The organism is Falsiroseomonas sp. CW058 (assembly GCF_050563535.1).
Taxonomy (GTDB): domain Bacteria; phylum Pseudomonadota; class Alphaproteobacteria; order Acetobacterales; family Acetobacteraceae; genus Falsiroseomonas.
On sequence record NZ_JBNXUO010000010.1, the window covers coordinates 42,227 to 65,809 of the forward strand.

General features: G+C 73.4%; 25 protein-coding genes. 13 read left to right on the forward strand and 12 right to left on the reverse strand.

Annotated elements, in window-relative coordinates:
• The first annotated feature begins 110 nt into the window (after window positions 1-110).
• Window positions 111-824 (forward strand): aspartate/glutamate racemase family protein, encoded by a 714-nt coding sequence (locus ACK8OX_RS10295; RefSeq protein ID WP_430663950.1) that lies wholly within the window; start codon window positions 111-113, stop codon window positions 822-824.
• On the opposite strand, the gene ACK8OX_RS10300 is transcribed toward ACK8OX_RS10295, so the two are convergent.
• Window positions 813-1,511: a TVP38/TMEM64 family protein gene (locus ACK8OX_RS10300; protein WP_430663951.1), complete on the reverse strand. Its 699-nt coding sequence runs from the start codon at window positions 1,509-1,511 to the stop codon at window positions 813-815. The two genes, ACK8OX_RS10295 and ACK8OX_RS10300, sit on opposite strands and share 12 nt — an antisense overlap.
• A complete protein-coding gene (locus ACK8OX_RS10305; RefSeq protein WP_430663952.1) occupies window positions 1,508-2,620 on the reverse strand; it encodes an FAD-dependent oxidoreductase in 1,113 nt (370 codons plus the stop codon). Before ACK8OX_RS10305 ends, ACK8OX_RS10300 begins: the two co-directional genes overlap by 4 nt.
• 124 nt (window positions 2,621-2,744) lie before the next feature.
• Here ACK8OX_RS10305 and ACK8OX_RS10310 point away from each other — a divergent pair, with 124 nt between their 5' ends.
• The 5 genes from ACK8OX_RS10310 to ACK8OX_RS10330 all read left to right on the forward strand — a co-directional run bounded on the left by ACK8OX_RS10310 (window position 2,745) and on the right by ACK8OX_RS10330 (window position 6,793).
• Complete coding sequence (locus ACK8OX_RS10310; RefSeq protein WP_430663953.1) at window positions 2,745-3,125, forward strand: VOC family protein; 381 nt, start codon at window positions 2,745-2,747, stop codon at window positions 3,123-3,125.
• Complete coding sequence (locus ACK8OX_RS10315; protein WP_430663954.1) at window positions 3,122-4,294, forward strand: MFS transporter; 1,173 nt, start codon at window positions 3,122-3,124, stop codon at window positions 4,292-4,294. Before ACK8OX_RS10310 ends, ACK8OX_RS10315 begins: the two co-directional genes overlap by 4 nt.
• Window positions 4,295-4,489: 195 nt before the next feature.
• Window positions 4,490-5,317, forward strand: a complete 828-nt coding sequence (locus ACK8OX_RS10320) for a transporter substrate-binding domain-containing protein (protein WP_430663955.1) — start codon at window positions 4,490-4,492, stop codon at window positions 5,315-5,317.
• Between the two features lie 67 nt (window positions 5,318-5,384).
• On the forward strand, window positions 5,385-6,053 hold the full coding sequence (locus ACK8OX_RS10325; protein WP_430663956.1) for an amino acid ABC transporter permease: 669 nt from the start codon (window positions 5,385-5,387) through the stop codon (window positions 6,051-6,053).
• Window positions 6,053-6,793 (forward strand): amino acid ABC transporter permease, encoded by a 741-nt coding sequence (locus tag ACK8OX_RS10330; RefSeq protein WP_430663957.1) that lies wholly within the window; start codon window positions 6,053-6,055, stop codon window positions 6,791-6,793. The genes ACK8OX_RS10325 and ACK8OX_RS10330 overlap by 1 nt, the downstream gene beginning before the upstream one ends.
• Here the strand turns inward: ACK8OX_RS10330 and ACK8OX_RS10335 are convergent.
• From ACK8OX_RS10335 to ACK8OX_RS10350, 4 genes are read right to left on the reverse strand one after another with little or no spacing between them, the layout of a single operon-like run.
• The gene (locus ACK8OX_RS10335; RefSeq protein ID WP_430663958.1) at window positions 6,738-7,670 is read right to left on the reverse strand and encodes a dihydrodipicolinate synthase family protein; all 933 of its coding nucleotides are present in this window, start codon (window positions 7,668-7,670) and stop codon (window positions 6,738-6,740) included. The genes ACK8OX_RS10330 and ACK8OX_RS10335 overlap by 56 nt on opposite strands.
• Window positions 7,667-8,791 (reverse strand): NAD(P)/FAD-dependent oxidoreductase, encoded by a 1,125-nt coding sequence (locus tag ACK8OX_RS10340; protein WP_430663959.1) that lies wholly within the window; start codon window positions 8,789-8,791, stop codon window positions 7,667-7,669. The genes ACK8OX_RS10335 and ACK8OX_RS10340 overlap by 4 nt, the downstream gene beginning before the upstream one ends.
• On the reverse strand, window positions 8,791-10,248 hold the full coding sequence (locus tag ACK8OX_RS10345) for an FAD-dependent oxidoreductase (RefSeq protein WP_430663960.1): 1,458 nt from the start codon (window positions 10,246-10,248) through the stop codon (window positions 8,791-8,793). The genes ACK8OX_RS10340 and ACK8OX_RS10345 overlap by 1 nt, the downstream gene beginning before the upstream one ends.
• The gene (locus tag ACK8OX_RS10350) at window positions 10,245-10,517 is read right to left on the reverse strand and encodes a (2Fe-2S)-binding protein (protein ID WP_430663961.1); all 273 of its coding nucleotides are present in this window, start codon (window positions 10,515-10,517) and stop codon (window positions 10,245-10,247) included. Before ACK8OX_RS10350 ends, ACK8OX_RS10345 begins: the two co-directional genes overlap by 4 nt.
• 83 nt (window positions 10,518-10,600) lie before the next feature.
• On the opposite strand from ACK8OX_RS10350, the gene ACK8OX_RS10355 reads away from it, so the two are divergent.
• Both ACK8OX_RS10355 and ACK8OX_RS10360 read left to right on the forward strand, forming a co-directional pair.
• The gene (locus ACK8OX_RS10355) at window positions 10,601-11,341 is read left to right on the forward strand and encodes an amino acid ABC transporter ATP-binding protein (protein WP_430663962.1); all 741 of its coding nucleotides are present in this window, start codon (window positions 10,601-10,603) and stop codon (window positions 11,339-11,341) included.
• Between the two features lie 14 nt (window positions 11,342-11,355).
• The gene (locus ACK8OX_RS10360) at window positions 11,356-12,264 is read left to right on the forward strand and encodes a DUF6282 family protein (RefSeq protein WP_430663963.1); all 909 of its coding nucleotides are present in this window, start codon (window positions 11,356-11,358) and stop codon (window positions 12,262-12,264) included.
• Between the two features lie 36 nt (window positions 12,265-12,300).
• On the opposite strand, the gene ACK8OX_RS10365 is transcribed toward ACK8OX_RS10360, so the two are convergent.
• Window positions 12,301-13,146, reverse strand: coding sequence for a universal stress protein (locus ACK8OX_RS10365; protein WP_430663964.1), 846 nt, complete (start codon window positions 13,144-13,146; stop codon window positions 12,301-12,303).
• A 128-nt stretch (window positions 13,147-13,274) separates the two neighbouring features.
• Between ACK8OX_RS10365 and ACK8OX_RS10370 the strand changes: the two genes are divergently transcribed.
• From ACK8OX_RS10370 to ACK8OX_RS10385, 4 genes are read left to right on the forward strand one after another with little or no spacing between them, the layout of a single operon-like run.
• Window positions 13,275-14,030: an SDR family NAD(P)-dependent oxidoreductase gene (locus ACK8OX_RS10370; RefSeq protein WP_430663965.1), complete on the forward strand. Its 756-nt coding sequence runs from the start codon at window positions 13,275-13,277 to the stop codon at window positions 14,028-14,030.
• A 12-nt stretch (window positions 14,031-14,042) separates the two neighbouring features.
• Entirely contained in the window at window positions 14,043-15,248 is a 1,206-nt protein-coding gene (locus ACK8OX_RS10375; RefSeq protein WP_430663966.1) for an acyl-CoA dehydrogenase family protein, read from the forward strand.
• A complete protein-coding gene (locus tag ACK8OX_RS10380) occupies window positions 15,241-16,233 on the forward strand; it encodes a phosphotransferase family protein (RefSeq protein WP_430663967.1) in 993 nt (330 codons plus the stop codon). Before ACK8OX_RS10375 ends, ACK8OX_RS10380 begins: the two co-directional genes overlap by 8 nt.
• Window positions 16,233-16,544, forward strand: coding sequence for a hypothetical protein (locus ACK8OX_RS10385; RefSeq protein ID WP_430663968.1), 312 nt, complete (start codon window positions 16,233-16,235; stop codon window positions 16,542-16,544). The genes ACK8OX_RS10380 and ACK8OX_RS10385 overlap by 1 nt, the downstream gene beginning before the upstream one ends.
• A 12-nt stretch (window positions 16,545-16,556) precedes the next feature.
• Here the strand turns inward: ACK8OX_RS10385 and ACK8OX_RS10390 are convergent, their stop codons facing one another.
• The 5 genes from ACK8OX_RS10390 to hmgA are packed head-to-tail and all read right to left on the reverse strand — an operon-like array spanning window position 16,557 to window position 22,309.
• Window positions 16,557-17,681: a CaiB/BaiF CoA transferase family protein gene (locus ACK8OX_RS10390; protein ID WP_430663969.1), complete on the reverse strand. Its 1,125-nt coding sequence runs from the start codon at window positions 17,679-17,681 to the stop codon at window positions 16,557-16,559.
• Complete coding sequence (locus ACK8OX_RS10395) at window positions 17,678-18,646, reverse strand: Bug family tripartite tricarboxylate transporter substrate binding protein (RefSeq protein WP_430663970.1); 969 nt, start codon at window positions 18,644-18,646, stop codon at window positions 17,678-17,680. The genes ACK8OX_RS10390 and ACK8OX_RS10395 overlap by 4 nt, the downstream gene beginning before the upstream one ends.
• Window positions 18,643-19,614 carry a hydroxymethylglutaryl-CoA lyase gene (locus tag ACK8OX_RS10400; RefSeq protein WP_430663971.1) on the reverse strand — a complete coding sequence of 324 codons (972 nt, stop codon included), beginning with the start codon at window positions 19,612-19,614 and terminating at the stop codon, window positions 18,643-18,645. The genes ACK8OX_RS10395 and ACK8OX_RS10400 overlap by 4 nt, the downstream gene beginning before the upstream one ends.
• A 54-nt stretch (window positions 19,615-19,668) precedes the next feature.
• A complete protein-coding gene (fahA, locus tag ACK8OX_RS10405; protein ID WP_430663972.1) occupies window positions 19,669-20,970 on the reverse strand; it encodes a fumarylacetoacetase in 1,302 nt (433 codons plus the stop codon).
• Between the two features lie 4 nt (window positions 20,971-20,974).
• Window positions 20,975-22,309, reverse strand: a complete 1,335-nt coding sequence (gene hmgA / locus ACK8OX_RS10410) for a homogentisate 1,2-dioxygenase (protein ID WP_430663973.1) — start codon at window positions 22,307-22,309, stop codon at window positions 20,975-20,977.
• Window positions 22,310-22,408: 99 nt separating this feature from the next.
• Here hmgA and ACK8OX_RS10415 point away from each other — a divergent pair, with 99 nt between their 5' ends.
• Entirely contained in the window at window positions 22,409-23,581 is a 1,173-nt protein-coding gene (locus ACK8OX_RS10415; protein WP_430663974.1) for a thiolase domain-containing protein, read from the forward strand.
• The last annotated feature ends 2 nt before the right edge of the window (window positions 23,582-23,583 follow it).

Consider the following 23,583-nt stretch of genomic DNA (forward strand, 5'->3'; position numbering starts at 1 on the left):
CCGCCCCCATTGTGCGGCGGCCGGCGGCGCGCGTCACGGGGCGGGGGCATCCCGGGGGGCGCACCCGATCGCGTCTTGCGCTCCGCCGGCCGGCGCGCCATGCCGGGGGGATGCGCATCCTCCTCCTCAACGCCAACACGACCGAGGCCATCACCGGCACGCTGGTCGCCATGGCGCAGTCCATGGCGCCGCCCGGCACCCGCTTCGTCGGCGCCACCGGCCGCTTCGGCGCGCGCTACATCGCCAGCCGCGCGGCCTCCGCCATCGCGGCCCATGCGGCGCTCGATGCCTATGCGGCCCACGGCGCGGGCTGCGACGCGGTGCTGCTGGCCTGCTTCGGCGACCCTGGGCTCGACGCCCTGCGGGAGGTCGCGCCGGTGCCGGTGGTGGGCCTGGCGGACGCCTCGGCCGAGGCCGCCTGCCGCATCGGGCGGCGCTTCGGCGTGGTGACCGGCGGCGCCGCCTGGGGCCCGATGCTGACCGAGTTCTTCGCCGGCCGGGGCCTTGCCGCGCGCCTGGCGGGGGTGCGCACCGTAGCACCTTCCGGCGGCGACATCGCCCGCGACCCGGAAGGTGCGGTCGCGCTGCTGGCCGAAGCCTGCCGCGCCAGCGTGGAAGTGGACGGGGCGGATGTGGTCGTGCTCGGCGGCGCCGGCCTTGCCGGCCTCGCGCCGAAGCTGGAGGGGCGGGTGCCCGCGCCGGTGCTCTGTTCCGTCGCCACCGGCATCCGCGCCGTGATGGATGCCGCGCGCGTGCCGCCGCCGGCGCGCGCGGGGATGGAAACGGTCGGCCTCTCGCCGGAGCTTGCCGCGCTACTCGCGTGAGAAGCGGCGGCGGAGCGGGATCGCCAGCAGCGACAGTGCCGCGAGGCCAAGCAGCGCGCCGAGGATCGTCGGCGTCAGCACGCGCCCGATCTCGAAGGTGCCGCCGGCCTCCAGCACCTCGCCCAGCCCCGCGCCGGCCAGGCTGAACACCGCGGTGCCGGGCAGGATGCCCAGCAGCGTGGTGGCGACGAAGACCGGCAGCCGCACGCCGCAGAAGGCCGGCACCAGGTTCACCAGGAAGAAGGGGAACAGCGGCACCAGCCGCAGCACCAGCAGGTAGGAGGCGGCGTCGCGCCGGATGCCCTCCGCCAGCCCCGCCGCGCGGGGGCCGAGCCGGTCCAGAGCATCCGCCCCGAAGATCCGCCGCGCCAGGAGGAAGACGAGCGTCGCGCCCACCGTCGCCGCCACCACCGTCAGCGCCGTGCCGGCCGCCGCGCCGAACAGGAATCCCCCCGCCAGCGTCAGCACCACCGCGCCGGGGACCGAGAAGGCGACCGCCGCGACATAGACCAGCAGATAGGCCCCCGCCGCCAGCAGCGCATTCGCCGCGACGAAGCCCGCCAGCGCCTGCCGGTGGCGCGCCAGCGTCTCCAGCGACAGCGCCTCGCCCAGCGGGGTGAAGCGCAGCGCCGCCAGCAGCGCGACCGCCGCGGCCGCGATCCAGATGCGCCGGTCGCGCCAGGTCATGCCGTTTCCTCCGCGTAGCGGCGCATGAACCGGCGGTCGATCCAGTCCTTCCACCGCCAGGCCCAGCGCCCGCCGAAGACGAAGCCGTTGCGCGTGCCGATCGCCTGCCGGTCGCCGAGCGAGATCAGGAACAGCGTGTCGGCCTGCGGGCGATGGGGCTTCAGCCCGCGCCCTTCCGCCGCGGCGCGCAGGTTGCGTGCCAGCAGCGGCCCCTGCCGCACGGCATGGACGCCGGCCTTGGGCAGCGGGCGCGCGGCGAAGCTCGCCACGTCGCCGGCCGCGAAGATGCCGGCCTGCCCTTCCGCCAGCAGCGTGTCCTCCACGCGGAGGAAGCCGGCGGCGTCGCGCCGCAGCCCGCTTTCCGCCAGCCAGGGCGCAGGCGCCGCGCCGGTGGCCCAGAGCACGGCCTCGGCGGCGAGCGGGGGGGAACGGCGGAAGACCAGCCCCTCGGCCACCACCTCGGCCACGTCGTCGCCCTCCATCAACGCCACCTTCCGCGCCGCGAGCGCCGCGCGCAGCCTCTCCCGCAGCCGGTCCGGGAAGCCCGGCAGCAGGCCGGCCGCGCCCGCCACCAGCACCAGCCGCACCCCCCGCGGCCGCAGCCGCGCGGCCAGCGCCAGCGCCATCTCGGACCCTGCCGCGCCGCCGCCCACCACCGCCACCACCATCCCCTCCCGCGCGGCGGCGACCAGCGCATCCAGCCGCGGCAGCAGCGCGTCGATCGGCTTCAGCGGCAGGGCGTGGCGCGCCGCGCCCGGCACGCGCGCCAGGTCCGGCGTCGCCCCCGTGTTGATCGAGAGCAGGTCGAAGGCCAGCGGCGCGCCCCCTTCGCGCCGCAGCAGCCGCGCGGCGGGGTCGAGCCCGGCCACCCGGTCCACCACCAGCTCCGCACCTGCGCGGCGGGCCAGCGGCGCAAGGTCGATCAGCGCCTGGTCCGGCCGGTACAGCCCCGCCGCGACCCCCGGCAGCATCCCGGAATAGGGCGCGCGCGGCTCCCGCGTCAGCAGCGTGACGCGCCAGCCGGGCAGGGGCTTCAGCGCCAGGCGGCGCAGCACCTCGACATGCGCGTGCCCGCCGCCCGCCAGCAGCAGATGCCGACCCTCCGCCATGTGTTCTCCCAGCCGGTCGCGGACAGGGTAGGGCCTGCGCCCGCTGCTTCCTACCTTGTCGGCGGACAAGCCGGGGTGACGGCGCCGGGTGGCGCGGCAGCAACGAATGCGCGAGACTTCGGGGATGAGCCCCTATCGCTTCGACCACATCCACCTCCGCAGCCCCGACCCCGAAGCCGCCGCCGCGGTCTGGGCGGATGCCTTCGGCGCGGCCATCCGCAGCCGCGTGCAGGTCTCGGGCCGGCTGCGCGTCGTGCTGGACCTCGCCGGCGTCACCCTGTTCATCGAACAGGTGCCGCCCGGCACCCATGCCCCTCCTGCGCCACCCTTCCTGGGCATCGAGCATATCGGCCTTGGCACCGACGACCTCGATGCCGCGGTCGCCGACCTAGCGGCAAAGGGGGTTCCTCTGGTCTCCGGCCCGAAGGAGGCGCGGCCGGGCGTGCGGATCGCCTTCTTCGCGGCGCCGGATGGCGCGCAGGTGGAACTGATCGAGCGTCGGTGACGGGCCGGGCCTCCGCGCCCGGGCGGCCGACCGACTGGCCGGCGGTCTGGGCCATGCTGCTCGCCGGCATCGCGGGGGCGGCGCAGATCGGCAAGGTGCCGGCGGCGATGACCACGATCGGCGCGGAATTCGGGCTCGGCCTGTCCGGCGCCGCGCTGCTGGTGTCGCTGTTCGCGCTGCTGGCGGGGCTGGGCGGGCTGGCCATCGGGCTCGGCGCCGCGCGGATCGGGCCGCGGCGGGCGCTGCTCGGCGGCATCGGGATCGGCGCGGCGGCGGCCTTCGCGGCGGCGCTGGCGCCATCGACCCCGCCGCTGCTGCTGGCGCGCATCGCGGAGGGCGCGGGCTTCCTGCTGCTGACGGTGGCGGCGCCGGCGCTGATCTCGGCCGCGACGGCGGGGCGGGACCGCAGCCTCGCGATGGGGCTGTGGGGCACCTACATGCCGCTCGGCGTCGCGCTGGGGCTGGTGACGGCACCGGTGGTGGAGGCGTTCGGCTGGCGCAGCGCCTGGCTGGCGCTCGCCGCCCTGCTGGGCGCGACGCTGCTGCTGTGCTGGCGCCTGGTGCCGGATGCCGAGCCGGACACGACGACGCGGCCTTCCATGCGCGCGCAGCTTTCGGCGCTGCGGGCCGCGCGGCGGCCGATGCGGGTGGCGGCGGCATTCGCGGCCTACAACGTCATGTATCTCGGCATCGCCGCCTTCCTTCCCGCGCGGCTCGAGCATCTCGGCGCGGGGACCGGGGCGGCGGGCGCGGCGGCGGCGCTGGCGGCGCTGGCGAATGCCGCGGGCAACCTGGTGTCCGGCCTGCTGATGCAGCGCGGCGCTGCGCCGGAACGGCTGGTGCTGGCGGGGGCGGCCTGCATGTCGGTGCTGGCGGCCGGCGTCTATATCGTGCCGCATCCCGCCGCGGCGGTGCTGCTGGCGATCGCCGCCTGCGGGGTGGGCGGGCTGCTGCCGGCGGCCTGCTTCGCGCTGGTGCCGCGGGCGGTGCCGGTGCCGGCGCTGGTCGCGCCGGCGGTCGGGCTGGTGATCCAGGGCAACAACCTGGCGCAGCTGCTGGTGCCGCCGGCGCTCGGCGCGCTGGCCACGGTGGCCTGGTGGATGGTGGCGCCGCCGCTGCTGGTCTGCGGCCTGCTGGCGGCGCTGAGCGCGCGGGGGATGTCGCGCTGAGCGCGCGGGGGATGTCGCGCTGAGCGCGCGGGGGATGTCGCGCTGAGCGCGCGGGGGATGTCGCGCTGAGCGCGCGGGGGATGTCGCGCTGAGCGCGCGGGGGATGTCACGCCGGGCGTCATGCCCTTGCGAGGCATCGCGAAGGCGTCCTAGCCTTTCGGCAGCGCAGCGACGCCGCCGACAGGGAAGCCCGACATGCCGAGATTCGACCGCCGCCACCTCCTCGCGCTCGTCGCGGGTGCCGCCGGTGCGGGGCTGCTGCCCGCCGCCGCGGGCGCGCGCCCGCTGGAACAGGTGCTGTCCTCCCGCCGGCTGCGCGCCGGCATCAACCCCACCCTGCCGCCCTTCGGCACCTTCAACGAGCGCAACCAGATCGACGGCTTCGACGCCGACATCGCGCGCGAGATCGCGCGGCGCATGAATGTGGAGCTGGAGATCGTGCAGGTCGGCAGCCCCGACCGCATCCCCTTCCTGCAGGCGGACCGCATCGACATCGTGCTCGGCGCCATCACCCGCACCGTGGAACGCGCGCTGGTCATCGACTACACGGTGCCGCTGCACACGCAGTCGGTGGTGGTGCTGACGAAGCAGTCCGGCACCGCGGTGCCGATCAACCAGCCCTCCGACCTCAACAACCGCCAGGCGCGGCTGGTGCAGGTGCGCGGCACGGTGGGGGTTCCCTGGATCCAGGCCAATGCGGCGCAGGCGCAGGTGACGCTGCTCGACAACTATCCCGACTGCTTCCGTGCGCTGGCGCAGGGAAGGGCGGATGCGATGGTGGACGTGCTGGAAAGCGTGGTGGTGCCGCTGCGGAACTTCCCGCAGGTGCAGTGGAAGGTGCTGGACCAGGTGCTGGCCAGCACCTGGGTCGGCATCGGCGTGCAGAAGGGCAACCACGGGCTGAAGGACGTGCTGAACGTCGTGCTGTTCGAGATGCACCGGGAAGGCTTCGTCGGCCGCAGCTGGGAGAAGTGGTTCGGCGAGCCGATGAAGACGCCGATCCCCTTCAACCCGATGTTCTGAAGGCCCGCCGCCCCGCCCCAACCCAACCCTCCCCCGCCGGCGGGAGAGGGCTCCGAGGCCCCGTCGCTTGACCCTCCAGTACGGCCAGATCGTCCAATACCTGCCGGATTTCCTCGCGGGGGCCTTCGTCGCGCTGTGGATCGCGGCGGTGGCCTTCGCGGGCGGGCTGCTGATCGGGCTGGCGGGCGCGGCGGCGCTGACCTTCGGCGCCTGGCCGGTTCGCGCGCTCGTCACCGCCTATGTGCGCTTCTTCACCTACACGCCGCAGCTGGTGCAGGTGTTCTTCCTGTTCTTCGCCCTGCCGGAGATCGGCATCATCCTGTCCCCCGTCGCCGCCGTGCTGATCGGGATGACGCTGAACGCCGGCGCCTACCTGACCGAGATCGAGCGCGCGGGCTTCGCGAGCGTGCCGCAGGCCGAGCTGGACGCGGCCGCCTGCATGGGCTTCAGCCGGACGCAGACGGTCTGGTACGTGATCGCGCCGCATGTGGTCCGCGCGCTCTATCCGGCGCTGTCGAACCACTACATCATCATGACGCTCGGCACCTCCATGGCCGCGATTTTCGGCGTGGAAGAACTGACCGGGCGCGCGCTGAACGCCAATGCCGTCTCCTTCCGCTCGGTCGAGATCTTCTCGACCGTGGCGGTCATCTACATCGCGCTCACCATCGTCGCCTCCACCCTGCTGTGGCTGGTCGGGCGGTGGCTGTTCCGGGTGAAGGCGAAGGCGTTCTGATGTCGGCCTGGGACATGCTGGTGGCCGAGGCGCCGCGCTTCTACAGCTGGTGGAACCTGCAGTTCCTGATGCAGGCGGTGCTGAACACGCTGCTGGCGAGCGTGGCGGGATGCGCGGCGGGCTATGCACTGGGTTTCCTGCTCGCGGCGCTGCGGCTGCGGCCGCTGATGCCGGTGGGCGTGGTGCGCGCCGCCTGCATCCTGTGGGTCGAGACCTTCCGCCGCATCCCCTTCCTGGTGCTGCTGCTGCTGGTCTTCTTCGTCAGCCAGTTCGCCCGGCTGGAAGCGCCGCTCTGGGCCGTCGCCGTCACCGCGGTCGCGCTCCGGATGAGCGCGCTGGCCGCCGAGAACATCCGCGCCGGCCTCGAATCCGTCCGCCCGACGCAGTGGGAGGCGGCGCTGACCATGAACATTCCGCCCTGGCAGGTGCTCGGCCGCGTCGTGCTGCCGCAGGCCTGGCGGGTGATCCTGCCGCCCTCCATCGTGCATGTGCTCAGCATGGTGAAGGAGACGTCGCTGGTCAGCCAGATCGGCTTCATCGAGATCACCTTCGCCGCGAAGATGCTGACGCAGCGCGGCTTCTCCGCGCTGATCACCTATGGCACGGCGCTGGTGCTGTATTTCCTGGTCAGCTGGGCGCTCGCCAGCCTCGGCCGCTGGGTGGAAAGGCGGCTGACGCGGCGATCTAAAGCCCCGTCTCCCGCATCGCCGCCTGCAGCATCCGCGCTTCCGGCCCCGTGACCGGGGGCTGCGGCGGGCGCACCGCCGGGCATGGGATGATGCCCATCTCGGCCAGGCAGAACTTCAGCCGCGCGGTGGCGCGCCCGCCGGGGGGCGCGCCGTAGATCGCCTCGGCCAGCGGCTCCAGCCGCTCGTGCAGGCTGCGGGCCAGCGGCAGGTCCCCTTCCCGCACCGCGCGGTCCAGCGCCGCGACCGCATCGGGCAGGATGTCCGCCAGCGACACCAGCGATCCGTCGGAGCCATGGACGTAGCAGGCGAACAGGTGTTCGTCCCCGCTCGCGCAGACCGCGACGTCGGGGCGCTTCGCCTTCACCCGGCGGCGCAGCGCGTCGTAGCTGTCCACCTCCCACCCGCCTTCCTTGATGCCCACCACCTCGGGGATGTCGAGCAGCGCGTCCATCGTCTCCGGCGTGAAGGCCATGCGGCCGGCGGCGTGATGCGCCTGGAACAGGAAGATCGGCAGGCCGGGCACGGCGGCGGCGATGGTCCGGTGGTGCAGCAGCGCCATCTCCGGCGTGTGGCTCAGCGCGAAGGCGTTGGGCAGGAAGACCATCACGGCATCCGCCCCGGCCTCGCGCGCGTCGCGCGCCTCCTCGGCTGCGTCCAGGCTCGCCTCGGCGTTCACCCCGGCGACGACGATGCGCGTCGCGCCGACGGTCGCGACCGTCACCTCCACCGCGCGCCGCTTCTCCGCGCGCGAGAGGACGAAGTTCTCCCCCGCATGGCCGTTCATCAGCACGCCCGCGATGCCGTCGCGCAGCGTGCAATGGCCGGTGTGGCGGGCATAGGCGTCCCAGTCGGGCGAGAAGTCCTCCCGCATCGGCAGCACGGTGGAGGGATAGATGCCGTGGAAGCGGCGCGGGCCTGGCGGGATCATGCGTCTTCCTGTGCTTGCGCGGCCGGGGCCAGCAGCCGGTCGATGGGAAACAACGGCAGGTCCGGCGGCTGCCCCAGCACGGTCTGCGCCAGCAGCTTCCCGAAATAGGGGCCGCTGGTGTAGCCGGAATGCACGCTGCCGATGATCCAGGCATCCGGCACGCCGGGGATCGGCCCGATGGCCGGCAGCGCATCCGCCGTCTCCGCCTCCAGCCCCAGCCAGGACCGCACAACCCGCGCCTGCTTCAGCGCCGGGATGGTGAATGCGGCAAGGCGGACATTGCCCTGGAAATTCTCGGCCCGCACGGCCAGGCCGCCGCGCCGGCGGTCCCCGATGCCCTGCCAGCCGCCGCCGATCAGCACCGTGCCGTTGGCATACTGCTTCAGCGACAGCAGGCCGGAGGCGACGCCGAGCACCGTGCGCATCACCGGCGCGACGCGCTCCGTCACCACAAGCTGGTTGACCAGCACCTTGACCGGCAGGCGCAGCCCGAGCCAGGCGGCCATCTCCTCCAGCCAGACGCCGCCGGCCAGCACGACGCGCCGCGCGTGCAGCGGCCCGGCGGCGGTGTCGAGCGTGAAGCCGCCCGTCCCGCGGTCGATGCCGCGCACCGCGCGCCCCTCGGACAGGTCGACCCCGGCGCGCAGCAGCGCCGGGCGGAAGGCGCGGCCGGTGAGGTAGGCGCTGGTGAAGCCATCCACCGGGCAGTGCCCGGCGGCGATGATGCGGTCGGACAGGCCGGGCTCGATCTCCCGCGCGCGGGCGGGGGTGACCAGCTCGATCGGCGCGCCGGCGGCGCGGCGTGCCGTCGCGCGTTCCTCCAGCATCGCCGCCTCGCGGTCGGTGAAGGCGACGGACAGGCCGGGGCATGCGGTGGCCAGCACATCCCCGCCATCGCACCATTCGGGCATGCGCAGCCACATCTCATGCGCGCGGAGCGCATAGGGGATCAGCGCGGCGCGGGTCATCTGCATGGTCAGCGTGCCGGCATTCACGCCCGACGCCTCGCGGCAGATCGCGCCGCGGTCGAGCAGCGCCACCTTCATGCCGCCGCGTGCCAGGTGCAGCGCCGTGCTGCACCCCATCACGCCCGCGCCGACTACCGCGACGTCGTGGGTCATCACAGCGGCGCCGGTGCCGGCACGGGAATGTCCGCATAGTCGAAATCGCCGAGCAGCGCGTCCATCGGCACCGGGCGCAGCGGCAGCCGCCCGGTGGCGAAGCCCGCGCGTTCGCGCCCGCCGACGCGCATCGCCACCAGTTCCGCCGCAGCCTCGCCGCAGAGCCGTCCCTGGCAGGGTCCCATCCCGCAGCGGGTGAACTGCTTCAGCTGGTTCATGTCCTCCGCCCCGTCGTCCAGCGCGGCCTCGATCTCCGCCCGCGTCACGCCCTCGCAGCGGCAGACCGTGGTCTCCGGCGGGATGGCGACCACCAGGGCCGGGCGCAGCGCCATCATCGCCGCCATCGCCGCGCCGGTGCGGGAGGCGCGGGCGAATTCCGCCGCCGGCGCCGCGCGCGCCGCTGCATGTCCCGCCGCGTCCAGCAGCCCGAGGTCGCGCAGCGCGGCAAGCGCCGCCAGCCTGCCCGCCGCCGGCGCCGCCGCCGCGCCGCGCACGCCCCCGCCATCGCCCGCGACATGGAGCAGCGGCACGCTGGTCCGGCGGTCCGCGTCCAGCACCGGCACCCAGCCGCCCGACGCCGCCTCGTGCCGATGGGCGGCGCGGAAGGCGCGCGTCGCCTCGGTGGCGGGCACCAGCCCGTGCCCGACGCAGAGCGCGTCGCAGTCGAAGGCGCGTTCCACCCCGCCGGCCAGCGGCGCGGCGCGCACGCGGCGCAGGGTGTCGCCGCCTTCCGCCGCCACTACGCGATGCGCCGCGAGCACCGGGATGCGGGCGGCCAGCAGACCCGCCCGCCAGGCCGCACCGCGCGCCAGCAGGTCCGGCCGCGCGGCGAGCGCGGGCAGCGCGCGCGCCCATTCGCCGCGCGACGCCAGGTCCACCACCGCCGCGACCCCCGCGCCCGCCTTCCGCAGCTTCGCCGCGACCGCGTAGAGCAGCGGCCCCGCCCCCGCCACCACCACGCGCCGGCCGGGCAGCAGCCCCTGCGCCTTCAGCAGGATGGTCGCCGCCGCCAGCCCGATGACGCCCGGCGTGGTCCAGCCGGTGAAGGGGATGATCCGCTCATGCGTGCCGGGGCAGAGCACCAGCGCGCGCGCCTCCAGCGTGAAGGGCCGGCCATCGGGGCCGAGCGCATCCAGCCGGAAGGGCGCGGCCGGCTGGCCCGCCGGCACCATCGGCCCGCCGCCGACGCCCCAGACGCGGCAGCCGGTCCGGACCTCCGCCCCGCTCGCGGCCAGCGCCGCGCGCAGCGCATCGCCCGCGCGGCCATCGGCATCGCGCGGCACGGCGAAGCCCGGCGGCGGCGCGCGGTACACCTGCCCGCCCGGGGCCGGGGATTCCTCCAGCAACGCCACCCGCGCGCCGCGCGACGCCGCCTCGGCCGCCGCGGCCATGCCGGCCGGCCCGGCGCCGAGCACCGCCACATCATGCGGCGTCCCGCGGTCCGCGGCGGCGCTCATGCCCGCGTCACCACCAGCCCGGCGCGCACCGGCACCAGGCAGGCCTGCGCCAGCCGCCCGTCCACGCGCAGCAGGCATTGCTGGCACACGCCCATCATGCAGAAGGCCGCACGCGACGCGCCCGGCCCGTCGCCGAGCTTCCGCCGCCCCGCCGCCATCAGCGCCGCCGCCAGGCTCTCGCCCTCCGGCGCGCGCAGGGGCTCGCCCTCGAAGGTGAAGGCAACCTCCGCGGGGCGGGCGATGCCGGCGATGCGCAGTCCGTGGTCCATCGCGCGATGCTATCCGCCCCGGCTTGACGCCGCCACCCGCCGCCCCGGACACTCCCGCCCGGCAACGAGAGGGGACCTGCCGGGTGAGCTTCCTCGCGCTCGAGGGATTGTCCGCCAGCTATGGCGGCCGCGGCGACGTGCTGAACGATGTCACGCTGTCCATCGGGAAGGGCGAGGTGGTGGGGCTGATCGGCCCGTCCGGCTCGGGCAAGTCCTCGCTGCTCCGCGCGCTGGTCGGGCTGCTGCCGCCGCGCGCCGGGCGCGTCGAGATCGGCGGGCAGGCGGTGGACTATTCCAGCCGCGCCAGCCTGCGCGCCGCGCGCGACCGCTTCGCCATCGTCTTCCAGCAGTACAACCTGTTCCAGAACATGACGGCGCTGCGGAATGTCTGCATCGCGCCGGTGCTGGTGAAGAAGCGCCCGGCGGCGGAGGTGGAGGCGGAGGCGAAGGCGCTGCTCGCGAAGGTCGGGCTCGCGCGGAAATACGACGCCTATCCGGACGAATTGTCGGGCGGGCAGCAGCAGCGGGTCGCCATCGCGCGCGCCCTGGCGCTGAAGCCCGACATCCTGCTGCTGGACGAGGTGACGAGCGCGCTCGACCCCGAACTGGTGACGGAGGTGCTGGACACCATCCGCACGCTGCGGGCCGACGGGATGACGATGCTGGTCGTCAGCCACGAGATGGCCTTCATCCGCGAGGTCGCGACCACCGTCGTCTTCATGGATGCCGGCCGCGTGGTGGAGGCGGGGCCGCCCGCGCGCATCCTCGATGCGCCGGAAAGCCCGCGGCTGCGCGACTTCACCGCCAAGATCCTGCGACATTGAACGGAGGCGCAGCCATGCCCTACAGCCCGCCCGGCATGCACCTGCTGCAAGGCGCGATCGACTGCCACGTCCATTGCGCGCCGCACCTGAACGGCCGTTCCGTCAACGTCTTCGAGGCGGTGCGCCAGGCGGCCGCGGCGGGGATGCGCGCCATCGGCATCATGTGCAACTTCCAGAACAGCTCCGGCTATGCCGCGCTGGCGAATGACGAGCTCGGCCATCTCGGCTGCCGGGCCTTCGGCGGCGTCATCATGCAGCCGACCGCGGGCGGCATCACGCTGGAAGTCGCGAAGGCCGCGATCGGCTACGGCTACGGTCCCGGCACGGGGGCGCGCTTCGTCAGCCTGCCCACCCACCACACCCGCTACATCGCCGAACGCGAGGGCCGCAGCCCCGCCTTCCTGGAGACCACCTTCGCCGTCCCCTCCAGTGGCCGCGTGCCGGACCCGGTGCCCGCGATCATGGAGCTCTGCGCCGCGCGGGACGTGGTGTTCGACTGCGGCCATGTCTCGGGCCCGGAGGCGGTTGCGCTGGCGGAGGAGGCGCGGCGCCGCGGCGTGACGCGGCTGCGCACCCACGGGTCGCGCTACGCCGAGGACGAGATCCGCGCCATCACCGCGCTCGGCGGCTACGTGGAGCTGTCCTTCTTCATCCTGACCCATGCGACCCAGGTCGGCCTGACGCATGTGGACGAGGAGAAGCACCGCATCTCGGGCGGTGCCACGATCCACGACTTCGCCCCCCGCATCCGCGCCGCGGGGGATCGCTGCATCCTGTCCTCCGACGCCGGCGTGTACCTGCTGCCGCCGCCGGTCGAGTCCTTCCGCGAATACCTGCTGCTGGCCGAGAGCGCCGGCTTCACCGAGGCCGAGATCCGGCGCATGACCGCGACCAACCCGGCGGCGCTGTTCGGCCTGGACTGAGCGCTCCACCGCCCCCGCGGGAAGGGGCGCTTCGCCTCAATGCGCCAGCAGGACGGGCACGGTCATGCGCTGGAGGATGCTGCGCGTGACGCCGCCCAGCATGAATTCGCGGATGCGCGAATGGCCGTAGGCGCCCATCACCAGCAGGTCCGCCCCGCGGTCGGACACCGCGTTCAGCAGCGCATCGGCCTCCCGGATGTCCTCCGCCACCACATGCTCGGCGGTGGCCCTCACGCCGTGGCGGGCCAGGTGCAGCGTGATGTCGGCGGCCGGCACATCCCCATGGCCGCCGATGCCGCGGCGCGGGTTGACCGCCAGCACCGTCACCTCGGCCGCCGCCCGCAGAAGCGGCAGCGCATCCGCCACCGCGCGCGCCGCTTCCTTGCTGGCGTTCCAGGCCACCATCACCCGCCGGCCGAGCCCGGCATGGTCGCCCGCATAGGGCACCATCAGCACCGGCCGGCCGGACCCGAACAGCACCGCCTCCAGCATCGCGGTCGCCGCCCCCTCCGCCCCGCTGCCGGGCTCGGGCTGGCCGAGCACCGTCAGGTCCGCGTATCGGGCGTGCAGCGCCACCGTCTCCGCCGCCGCGAAATCCGCCTGCCGCCATTCGGCCGCGATGCCGTCGCGCGCCACCCGCGCCTCGAAGGCCGCGCGCTGGCGCTGCGCCAGCGCATCCGCCTCCTCCCGCAGGCGTTCCAGCAGGGTGCCCAGCGCGGCGCCGCCCGCATCGGCCGTCAGCCCGGGCGGCAGCAGCGCCTCCACCGCATGCAGGGCCGCCAGATGCGCGCCCTGCGCCCCCGCAAGCGCGACCGCGACGTCGAGCCGCCTGGCCGCCAGGGGCGAGCCATCGAGGTGAACCAGGATGTCCTTCATCCGCATCTTCGTCCCTCCGCGTGATGCCTCAGCATATGTCGCCCGCGCCGGCGCGCGGCGTTGATCCCGCGCAAGCGGCGCCCGGTTGACCCGGCGGCGCCCGGCCGCCTAACTGCCCGGCAGGGAGGGGCGGCATGGACCTGTTCTCGCTCGAAGGGCGCGTGGCGCTCGTGACCGGCGCCTCCGGCGCGCTGGGGCGGCATTTCGCCCGCGTGCTGCACGGCGCCGGCGCCCGCGTGGCGCTTGCCGCGCGCCGCCCGGCGGCGGTGGAGGCGGAGGTCGCGGCGCTCGGCCCGGCCGCGATGGCCGTGGCGCTCGACGTCACGCGCCCGGACTCCGTCGCGGCGGCCTTCGAGGCCGTGCAGGCCGCCTTCGGCCCCTGCGACCTGCTGGTCAACAATGCCGGGATCGCCGCCACCCGCCCCTTCCTGGAACAGACCGAGGCGGATTGGGACGCCGTGCTGGACGTGGACCTGCGCGGCGCCTTCCTGGTCGCGCAGGAGGCGGCGCGGCGGATGGTCGCGGCGGGGCGTGGCGGCAGCATCGTCAACATCGCCTCCATCCTCGCGGCCCGCGTGATCCCGGGCGTCGCGGGCTACAGCGCGGCGAAGGCGGGGCTGGTTCACCTGACGCGGCAGATGGCGGTGGAACTCGCCCGCCACCGCATCCGGGTGAACGCGATCGCGCCCGGCTACATCGAGACCGACATCAACCGCGACTTCTTCGCCACCGAGGCCGGGCAGGCCCTGGTCCGGCGCATCCCGCAGCGGCGCCTGGGCCAGGTCGGGGACCTGACGGGCCCGCTGCTGCTGCTTGCCTCCGACGCCGGGGCGCACATGACCGGCAGCACCGTCACCATCGATGGCGGACACAGCGTGAACAGCCTCTAGGACCCGCACGACATGGACTTCTCCCTCCCCCCCGGGACCGACGCCATCCGCCTGCGGGTGCGCGACTTCGTGGAACAGCGGCTGATCCCGCTGGAAGCCGACCGCGGCAGCTACGACGCGCATGAGAACATCGACCCCGTCCTGCTGCGGCGCCTGCGCGGGGAGGCGAAGGCCGCCGGGCTCTGGGCCTTGCAGATGCCGCGGCACCGCGGCGGCGGCGGGCTCGACGTGGTGGGGATGGCCGCCTGCTACGAGGAGATGAACCGCTCCATCTTCGGCCCCGTCGTGTTCAACTCCGCCGCGCCGGACGACGGCAACATGATCGTGCTGGAGAAGGTCGCGACGGAGGCGCAGAAGGCGCGCTGGCTGCAGCCGATCGTGGACGGCGCCGTGCAGTCCGCCTTCGCCATGACGGAACCCGATGGCTGCGGCAGCGACCCCGGCCTGACCTACACGCGGGCCGAGCGCGTCGGCAACGACCGCTGGCGCGTCACCGGCCGCAAGCACTACATCACCGGCGCGGGGGAGGCGAAGCACTTCATTCTCATCGCCCGCACCAGCGACGACGACCGCAAGGGCCTCACCGCCTTCCTGTTCCACGCCGACCAGCCGGGGTGGGAGATCGTCCGCCGCATCCCGATCATGGGGCCGGAGGAACATGGCGGCCATTGCGAAATCCGCTTCGACGGGCTCGAGATCCCGGACGAGAACGTGCTGATGGGGGTGGGCGACGGCCTGAAGCTCACGCAGATCCGGCTGGGCACCGCGCGGCTGACGCATTGCATGCGCTGGCTCGGCATGGGGCGCCGCGCGATCGAGATCGCGATGGAGAGCATCGCCCGGCGCGACAGCTTCGGCATGAAGCTGATCGACCGCGAGAGCGTGCAGGGCCTGGTCGGCCAGGCCGCGATGGAGCTGGAGATCGGCCGCCTGCTGACGATGAAGGCCGCCTGGGCGCTGGACCGCGGCAGCTTCGCGCGGAAGGAGGTGTCGATGGCGAAGATCGTCGTGGCGGACGCGCTGCACAAGGCCGTCGACACCTCGCTGCAGCTGCTCGGGGCGCGTGGCTATTCCAAGGACACGCCGGTGGAGTGGATGTACCGCTACGCCCGCCAGGCGCGCCTGGTGGATGGCGCGAGCGAGGTGCACCGCATGGTGCTGGCGAACATCCTCCGGCGCGAGGGGCGGCACTTCTTCGAATGGGGCGCGCATGGATAGCGCGCACCTGCGCGACTGGCTGGCGGCGGCCGCGGGCGACCCCGCGCTGCGCATCACGTCGCTGGCGCGGCTGTCCGGCGGCGCCATCCAGCAGAACTGGGCGCTCGACGTCACGCTGCACGGCGCGCCGCATCGCTGGGTGCTGCGGACGGACAGCGACGCGGTGCTGGCCGTCAGCCATGGCCGCGCCGCCGAATTCGCGCTGCTGCGCGCCGCCCATGCCGAAGGGGTGACGGTGCCCGCACCGCTGTTCCTCTGCGAGGACCTGTCGGTGCTCGGCCGCCCCTTCTTCGTGATGACCCGCGCCGAAGGGGTCGCGGCCGGGCATCGCGTGGTGAAGGACGCCACGCTCGGCGGCGGGCGGGAGAGGATGGCGCGGATGCTCGGGCGCGAACTGGCCCGCATCCACCGCATCCGCCCGCCGCGCGCGGACCTTGCCTTCCTCGGCGCCCCGCCGGCCGACCCGGCGCTGGCGCTGGTCGCGGCGATGCGCGCCCGGCTTGATGCCGCAGGCACGCCGCGGCCGGTGCTGGAATGGGGGCTTCGCGCGCTGGAGCGCAAGGCGCCGCCGCCGCTGCCGACGGTGCTGAACCACAACGACTTCCGCACCGGCAACGTGATGCTGGACGCGACGGGCGTGACCGCGGTGCTGGACTGGGAATTCGCCGCATGGGGCGACCCGCATGCCGATCTCGGCTGGTTCTGCGCCAAATGCTGGCGCTTCGGCAATGTCGCGCAGGAAGCCGGCGGCATCGGCCCGCGGGACGCCTTCCATGCCGGCTACGAGGCCGAATCCGGCACCCGCATCGACCGCGCGCGGCTGCCGTGGTGGGAACTGATGGCGACCATCCGCTGGGCGGTGATCGCCGCCGACCAGGCGATGCGCCACATCTCGGGGCAGGAGCGCAGCCTGGAGCTGGCGCTGACCGGCCACATCGTCCCCGAACTCGAATGGGACATCCTGGCGATGGCGGAGGCGCTGTGATGCTGGAGAAGCCGGGCGGCGACGACCTGCTTGCCACCGCGCGCGACGTGGTGCTGAACGAACTCCTGCCCACCCTGCCGCCGGAACGCGCGCTCGCCGCCCGCATGGTCGCCGCCGCCATCGCGATCGCGCTGCGGGAACGCGCGGTGGATGCGGCGGCGGTGGAGGCGCCCGACCTCGCCGCCCTGTCGGGGGAGATCCGGGCCGGGCTGCACGACCCGGGCGCGCCGACGCATGGCGCGGTGCGGGACCTGCTGCGCGCCCATGCCCGGCTGCGGGCATCGGTCAGCGCGCCGAAGGCGTTGGGGTAGGGCGGGGCGGCGCTACTCGAACCCCGCCCCCTTGTGCTCGTCCAGCCGCGGCGCGCCCCGGCGCGGCAGGGGCCGGACCTTGTCGAAGCTGACCGGCAGCGCGGTGACCCGGAAGTCCTCGCCCGGCGGGGTCACCAGCATCCCGACCGCCTGCGCCTGCGGCTCCTCCAGCAATTCGGGGATGGTGTTGATCGGCGCGCAGGGCACGCCGGCCGCCACCAGCCGGTCCAGCCATTCGGCGCGCGGGCGCGTTCGCATCGCGGCGCGCACCAGCGCCAGGCACTCCGCCTTGTTGGCCAGGCGCTGGCGGTTGGTGGCGAAGCGCGGGTCCTCGGGCCATTCGGGATGGCCGAGCTCGGCGGCGAATTTCCGGAACAGCCGGTCATTGCCGCAGCAGACCAGCAGCGGGCCATCGGCCGCGTCGAAGGCCTCGTAGGGGACGAAGCCGGGATGGCCGCTGGCATGGCGTTCCGGCAGCTTCCCCTGGTTCACGAAGGCGCCGACCTTCTGCCCGGCCCAGCACATCGCCGTCTCGAACAGGGACGTGTCCACGACGCAGCCGCGCCCCGTCCGCGCGCGCTGCTGCAGGGCCGACAGCGCGCCGATCACGGTCCACATCCCCGTGCCCTGGTCCACCACGCTCGCGCCCATCCGCACCGGGGGACCATCGGGTTCGCCGGTGATGGAGGACAGGCCGCCGAAGGCCTGCATGAGCGGCTCGTAGCCCGGCTCGTCCCGCTTCGGGCCGAGATGCCCGAAGGCGCCCATGTTGCAGTAGATCAGCCGCGGATGCCGCGCGACCGTCTCCTCCGGCGCCAGGCCCAGCGCCTCCGGCACGCCGGGGCGCATGTTGTGGACCAGGATGTCGGCTTGGTCGAGCAGCGCATGCAGCGCCGCCATGCCCCCTTCCGACTTCAGGTCCAGCGCCACGCTGCGCTTGCCGCGGTTGAACTCGTGGAAGTTCAGCGCGTCGCCGTGGCGGAAGGCCGGCCCCATCTGCCGCGCATCGTCGCCGCCCTGCGGCTTCTCGATCTTGATCACGTCGGCGCCGAGGTCGGACAGGATCGCGCCCGCGAAGGGGCCCGACAGCACCTGCCCGATCTCCACCACCTTCACGCCGGCGAGGGGCAGGCTCATTCGGGCTCGATCCCCGCCTGCCGGGCCACGCGGGTCCATTTCTCGATCTCGCTGCGGGTGAAGTCGCGCAGGTGGTCGGGGCTGCCGGTCAGCGGTTCCGTCGCATCCTCCCGGAGGCGCGCGGAGACGGCGGGAAGGGCCAGGATCTCGCGCAGCTTGACGTTCAACTGGTCCACGATCTCCCGCGGGGTGCCGCCGGTCGCGTAGACCGCGGTCCAGGTGCCGAGCTCGTAGCCCGGCAGGTTGCCGGCTTCCGCCACCGTCGGCAGGTCCGGCATGGCGGAGATGCGGTTCGCGGCGGTGACGGCCAGCGCGCGCACCCGCCCTTCCCGCACCTGCGGGATGGAGGTGGTGGTGTCGCAGAACATCAGCGGCAGCGTGCCGGAGATGACGTCCGTGATGGCCTGGGGGTTCGACCGGTAGGAGACGTTGACCATGTCGATCCCCGTCATGGTCTTGAACATCTCCCCCGCCATCCGGCTGGACTGGCTGCCGCTGCCGAAGGAGAGCTTCCCCGGATTGGCGCGACCATGGGCCACCAGTTCCGCGATGCTGCGGACGGGAAGGGCGTTGTTGACGACGACGAGCATGGTCGAGACGCCGAGCAGCGCCACCGGTTCGAAGTCGCGGATCGGGTCGTAGGGCAGGCGCTTGAACAGCGCGGGGTTCGACCCGTGGGTGGTATTCGACGTGAACAGCAGCGTGTAGCCATCCGGCCTGGCGCGGGCCACCGCCTCGGCCGCCAGGAAGCCGTTGGCGCCGCCGCGGTTGTCCACCACCACCGGCTGCCCCCAGTCCTGCGCCATGCGTTCGGCGAAGATCCGCGCGCGCAGGTCGGTCGCGGCGCCTGCCGCGAAGGGCACCACCATGCGGATGGCGCGGGACGGGTAGCGTTCCTGCGCCGCGGCCGGCAGCGCGGCCAGCAGCGGAAGCGCGGCGAAGGCGCGCCGGGTGGGCCTCATCATGCCGCCTCCTTCCTGCCGGCGCGGTATTTCGCGAGCGTGCCGGCATGCATCACATGCCCGTTCAGCCGGCGGCCGATGATGCGCTCCGCCAGCCGCGCGCATTCCACCAGCGCCTCGAGGTCGATGCCCGTCTCGATCCCCATCTCGTGGCACATGAAGACCATGTCCTCGGTGCAGATGTTGCCCGCCGCGCCCGCATCGCCATGCGCCGCGAAAGGGCAGCCGCCGAGGCCGGCGACCGAGCTGTCGAACAGGTCCACCCCCATCTCCAGCGCCGCCAGCACATTCGCCGCGCCGAGGCCGCGCGTGTCGTGCAGGTGCAGGCCGATCCGCACCTCCGGGATGGCGTTCCGCACCTCTCCCACCAGGCGGCGGACCTGTTCGGGGTTGGCCCAGCCCATCGTGTCGGCCAGGAAGAACTGCCGCAGCCGCTCGCCGCGCCCGGCGCAGATGTCGCGCGCGTAGCGGGCCAGCTTCACCACGCGTTCGGCCGGAATGTCGCCTTCGTAGTTGCAGCCGAAGGCCGCCATGACGATGGCGAAGTCGGGCGTCAGCCCCGCCTCGGCGTAGAGCTCCAGCCAGCGCCTCTGCCGTTGCGCCATCTCCTCGGCCGAGCAGCCGTTGTTCTTCCGCGCGAAGGCGTCGGAGGCGTAGAGCGAGATCTTGCCCGCCAGGTCCACGCCCGGCGTGGCCCGCGCCCGGGCGAAGCCCTGTTCGTTCAGCCACAGCCCGGCATAGTGGACGCCCGGCTTCCTGCGGATGGCGGCGAAAAGGGCCTCGCTGTCGGCCATCTGGGGGACGTGCTTCGGGCTGACGAAGCTGGCCACCTGGATGTGGCGCAGCCCGGTCTCGGCCAGCGCCTCCACCAGCTGCACGCGCTGGTCGAGCGGGTAGACGGTCTTCTCGATCTGGAAGCCCTCGCGTGGGCCTTCCTCGCGGAATTCCACGCGCTTCGGCCGGTCCGCCATGGTGCCGTTCCTCCTGCTTACCAGGCGGTAGGTTGCGCCATGGCGGCGCGCGGTTCAAGGCGCGGGCAGGATGGCGCCGCGGCACTCCCCGAAGCCGATCGTCGCGAAGCCGTCGCGGCGTGCCGTGGCACGCAGCGTGATCTCGTCCCCGTCCTCCAGGAAACGCCGCGTCTCGCCCGAGGCGAGCGCCACCGGCTGCCGCCCGCCGCGCGTGATCTCGAGCAGGGAGCCGAGGCCGTCCCCGCCCTCGGTGGAGATGGTGCCGGTGCCGAACAGGTCCCCCGGCTGCAGGTTGCAACCGCCGCAGGCATGGTGCGCGACGAGCTGCGCCGGCGTCCAGTAGAGCGCGCGGGCATTGCCGGAGGAGAGGCGATGCGCCGGCAGCCCCTTGGCGCGCAGCCCCTCCGTCACCAGGAAGACCTCCAGCAGCAGGTCCAGCGCGCCCCCTGCCTGATCCCGTTCGTCCCAGAGGTAGTCCATCGGCCGCGGGTCGCCCTGCGGCCGCGGGGCCTGGGCTGCCCGGAAGGGGGCGAGTGCCTCCGGCGTCACGATCCAGGGGCTGACGGTGGTGCAGAAGTTCTTCGCCAGGAAGGGGCCGAGCGGCTGGTACTCCCAGCCCTGGATGTCGCGCGCCGACCAATCGTTCAGCAGGCAGTAGCCCGCGACGTGGCCCTCCGCCGCCCCGATCGGGATGGGCTCGCCCAACGCATTGCCCGGCCCGATCCAGAGCCCGAGTTCCAGTTCGTAGTCGAGGTTGCGGGACGGCCCGAAGCTCGGCTCCGCCTCGGCGGCCGGCTTGCGCTGGCCGTTCGGGCGCCGCACCGGCGCACCGGAGGGTACCACGCTGCTGGCGCGGCCATGGTAGCCGATGGGCACATGCTTGTAGTTCGGCAGCAGCGGGTTGTCGGGGCGGAACAGCGCGCCGACATTGGTTGCGTGTTGGATGCCCGCGTAGAAATCGGTGTAGTCGCCGATCCGCGCGGGCAGGTGCAGCGCGCAATCCGCGGACGCGTGCAGCATGCCGGACAGGCGCCGCGCCTCGGCCGACCCTTCCGCCAGCAGCTCCGACAGCCTGGCCCGCAGCGCCCGCCGCGGCCCGGCGCCGAGCGCGAGCATGGCATTCAGCGCCCCGCCCGTGGCCGCCGCCGCAGCATCCTCCGCCGCGCCGTCCAGCAGCCCCGCCGCCAGCACCGCATCGAGGTCGAGGATCATGTCCCCGATCGCCACCCCCGCCCGCCGCGTGCCCCCCTGCGGCGAGAAGACGCCGAAGGGCAGGTTCTGGACCGGGAAGGCGTCGTGCCCGTTGGCCGAGGCGACGAAGCTGCGCCGCCCCGCGTCATGCGTTCCGTCGAGCATCGGTTCAGCGCCGCGTCGGGTCGAAGGTCTTCCTCAACCCCGACCAGCAGTCGAGGTAGCCGGACTGCAGCTGCGGCAGCGCGGCGGCATAGGCCGTCACGCGCTGGGGCAGCCGCGTCTCGAACATGAAGGCCATGGTGTTGGCCAGCTTGTGGGGCGCGAGTTCCATCGTGGACGCCTTCTCGAAGGCCTCGGCATCCGGGCCGTGCGGCAGCATGCAGTTGTGCAGGCTGAAGCCGCCGGGGACGAAGCCCTGCGGCTTGGCGTCGTACTGGCCCTGGATGAGACCCATGAACTCGCTCATGATGTTCATGTGGTACCAGGGCGGGCGGAAGGTGTTCTCCGCCACCATCCAGCGTTCGGGGAACAGCACGAAGTCGATGTTGGCCGTGCCCGGCGTCTCGGACGGCGCGGTCAGGCAGGTGAAGATGCTGGGGTCCGCGTGGTCGAACAGCAGCGGCCCGACGGGCGAGTAGCGCGACAGGTCGTATTTGTAGGGCGCGTAGTTGCCGTGCCAGGCGACGACGTCGATCGGCGAATGGCCGATCTCGCTGGTCCAGAAGCTGCCGCCCCATTTCACCGTCACCCGGTGCGGCCCCTCCGCATCCTCATAGGCCGCGACGGGGGAGAGGAAGTCGCGCTGGTTCGCCATGCAGTTGGCGCCGATCGGCCCGCGCTCGGGCAGGGTGAAGGCGCCGCCGTAGTTCTCGCACACATAGGCGCGGGCGGGCGCATCCACCTCGACCCGGAACTTCACGCCGCGGGGGATCACGCAGATCTCGCCCGGCGCGGCGTCGATCACGCCGAATTCCGTGCGGAAGCGCATCCGTCCCTGCTGGGGGGCGACCAGCAATTCGCCATCCGCGTTCCAGAAGGTCTCGTCCGCCATGCTGCGGGTGACGAGGGCGATATGCGCCGCCATGCCGGCCTGCGACCCCGCATCCCCCGCCGTGGTGATGGTGCGCATCCCCGCGACGAAGGTCAGCCCCTCGGCCGGGATCGGGATCGGGTCCCAGCGCAGCGGCTGGATGGGCAGGTCCGCCTCCTCCGCCACCGGCGCGGTGCGCCACAGCCCGGGATCCGCCTTCCGGAAGCGCCCGATATGCGCGACGGTCGGGCGGATGCGGTACAGCCAGGACCGCTGGTTGCTGCCGCGCGGCGCGGTGAAGGGCGATCCGCTCAACTGTTCCGCGTAGAGCCCGTAGGCGCATCTCTGCGGCGAATTGCGGCCGACCGGCAGCGCGCCGGGCAGGGCTTCCGTCTCGAAGGAATTGCCGAAGCCGGACATGTAGCCGGCGCTGCCGGCGATGCTGCGGCCATCCTGTGGCGTCACGTCCATGGCGGTGCCTCCTCCTTCCGCCCTCTATAGCCCATCCCGCCCCGGCTTGCAGCGCGCCGCCCCCCGCGCCACCCTTGGCCCCGAGGAGATCACGCGAGCATGAGCCTGAACGGCCGCGCCTGCATCGTCGGCGCCTTCGAGCATCCCACCCGCAAGGCCGAGGACAGGTCGGTCGCGCAACTGCATGCCGAGGTTGCGCTCGGCGCGCTGCGCGATGCCGGGCTGTCGAAGGACGACGTGGACGGGTATTTCTGCGCCGGCGACGCGCCGGGGATGGGTCCGCTCTCGATGGCGGAGTATCTCGGGCTCGACCGGCTGAGCCATCTCGATTCCACCGATATCGGCGGCAGCTCCTATCTCGCCCATGTCGCCCATGCGGCGGCGGCCATCGCGCTCGGCCGCTGCAACGTCGCGCTCGTCACGCTGGCCGGGCGGCCACGGAGCGAGGGGCAGGCCACCGGCACCGCGGCGCGGGCGCAGAACCCCACCATCCCCGACGACCAGTTCGAGATCCCGATGGGCCGCACCGTCGCCGGCGCCTATGCGATGTGCGCGATGCGCCACATGCACGAATTCGGCACCACCTCCGAACAGCTCGCCTGGATCAAGGTCGCGGCCAGCCATCACGCGCAGCACAACCCGCATGCGATGCTGAAGAAGGTGGTCACGGTGGAGGAGGTGGTGAATTCGCCGATGGTGGCGGACCCGCTGCACAGGCTGGACTGCTGCGTCATCAGCGACGGCGGCGGCGCCGTTGTCGTCGCCCGGCCGGAGATCGCGCGCAGCCTCGCGCGTCCGGTGGTCACCATCCGCGGCACGGGGGAGGCGACGAAGAACCATGCCGGCGGCTACAACGACCTTACCTTCTCCGCCGCCCGCTGGTCCGGCGCGCGGGCCTTCGCCGAAGCCGGCGTGACGCCCGCCGACATCCGCTATGCCAGCATCTATGACAGCTTCACCATCACCGTGCTGATCCAGCTCGAGGATCTCGGCTTCTGCGAAAAGGGCAGGGGGGGCGCCTTCGTGGCGGATGGCAACCTGATCAGCGGCGTGGGCCGGCTGCCCTTCAACACCGATGGCGGCGGGCTCTGCAACAACCACCCGGCGAACCGCGGCGGCATGACGAAGGTGATCGAGGCGGTGCGGCAGTTGCGGGGGGAGGCGCATCCGGCGGTGCAGGTGAAGGACTGCCACCTGGCGCTGGCGCATGGCACCGGCGGGCTGCTCGGCCACCGGCACGGCAGCGCCACGCTGATCATGGAGCGGGAGTGAGA

Coding starts and splice junctions, on each gene's coding strand:
- ACK8OX_RS10295 (WP_430663950.1), top strand. CDS start 111: ATGCGCATCCTCCTCCTCAACGCCAACACGACCGAGGCCATCACCGGC.
- ACK8OX_RS10300 (WP_430663951.1), bottom strand. CDS start 1,511: ATGACCTGGCGCGACCGGCGCATCTGGATCGCGGCCGCGGCGGTCGCG.
- ACK8OX_RS10305 (WP_430663952.1), bottom strand. CDS start 2,620: ATGGCGGAGGGTCGGCATCTGCTGCTGGCGGGCGGCGGGCACGCGCAT.
- ACK8OX_RS10310 (WP_430663953.1), top strand. CDS start 2,745: ATGAGCCCCTATCGCTTCGACCACATCCACCTCCGCAGCCCCGACCCC.
- ACK8OX_RS10320 (WP_430663955.1), top strand. CDS start 4,490: ATGCCGAGATTCGACCGCCGCCACCTCCTCGCGCTCGTCGCGGGTGCC.
- ACK8OX_RS10330 (WP_430663957.1), top strand. CDS start 6,053: ATGTCGGCCTGGGACATGCTGGTGGCCGAGGCGCCGCGCTTCTACAGC.
- ACK8OX_RS10335 (WP_430663958.1), bottom strand. CDS start 7,670: ATGATCCCGCCAGGCCCGCGCCGCTTCCACGGCATCTATCCCTCCACC.
- ACK8OX_RS10340 (WP_430663959.1), bottom strand. CDS start 8,791: ATGACCCACGACGTCGCGGTAGTCGGCGCGGGCGTGATGGGGTGCAGC.
- ACK8OX_RS10345 (WP_430663960.1), bottom strand. CDS start 10,248: ATGAGCGCCGCCGCGGACCGCGGGACGCCGCATGATGTGGCGGTGCTC.
- ACK8OX_RS10350 (WP_430663961.1), bottom strand. CDS start 10,517: ATGGACCACGGACTGCGCATCGCCGGCATCGCCCGCCCCGCGGAGGTT.
- ACK8OX_RS10360 (WP_430663963.1), top strand. CDS start 11,356: ATGCCCTACAGCCCGCCCGGCATGCACCTGCTGCAAGGCGCGATCGAC.
- ACK8OX_RS10365 (WP_430663964.1), bottom strand. CDS start 13,146: ATGCGGATGAAGGACATCCTGGTTCACCTCGATGGCTCGCCCCTGGCG.
- ACK8OX_RS10370 (WP_430663965.1), top strand. CDS start 13,275: ATGGACCTGTTCTCGCTCGAAGGGCGCGTGGCGCTCGTGACCGGCGCC.
- ACK8OX_RS10375 (WP_430663966.1), top strand. CDS start 14,043: ATGGACTTCTCCCTCCCCCCCGGGACCGACGCCATCCGCCTGCGGGTG.
- ACK8OX_RS10380 (WP_430663967.1), top strand. CDS start 15,241: ATGGATAGCGCGCACCTGCGCGACTGGCTGGCGGCGGCCGCGGGCGAC.
- ACK8OX_RS10385 (WP_430663968.1), top strand. CDS start 16,233: ATGCTGGAGAAGCCGGGCGGCGACGACCTGCTTGCCACCGCGCGCGAC.
- ACK8OX_RS10390 (WP_430663969.1), bottom strand. CDS start 17,681: ATGAGCCTGCCCCTCGCCGGCGTGAAGGTGGTGGAGATCGGGCAGGTG.
- ACK8OX_RS10395 (WP_430663970.1), bottom strand. CDS start 18,646: ATGATGAGGCCCACCCGGCGCGCCTTCGCCGCGCTTCCGCTGCTGGCC.
- ACK8OX_RS10400 (WP_430663971.1), bottom strand. CDS start 19,614: ATGGCGGACCGGCCGAAGCGCGTGGAATTCCGCGAGGAAGGCCCACGC.
- fahA (WP_430663972.1), bottom strand. CDS start 20,970: ATGCTCGACGGAACGCATGACGCGGGGCGGCGCAGCTTCGTCGCCTCG.
- hmgA (WP_430663973.1), bottom strand. CDS start 22,309: ATGGACGTGACGCCACAGGATGGCCGCAGCATCGCCGGCAGCGCCGGC.
- ACK8OX_RS10415 (WP_430663974.1), top strand. CDS start 22,409: ATGAGCCTGAACGGCCGCGCCTGCATCGTCGGCGCCTTCGAGCATCCC.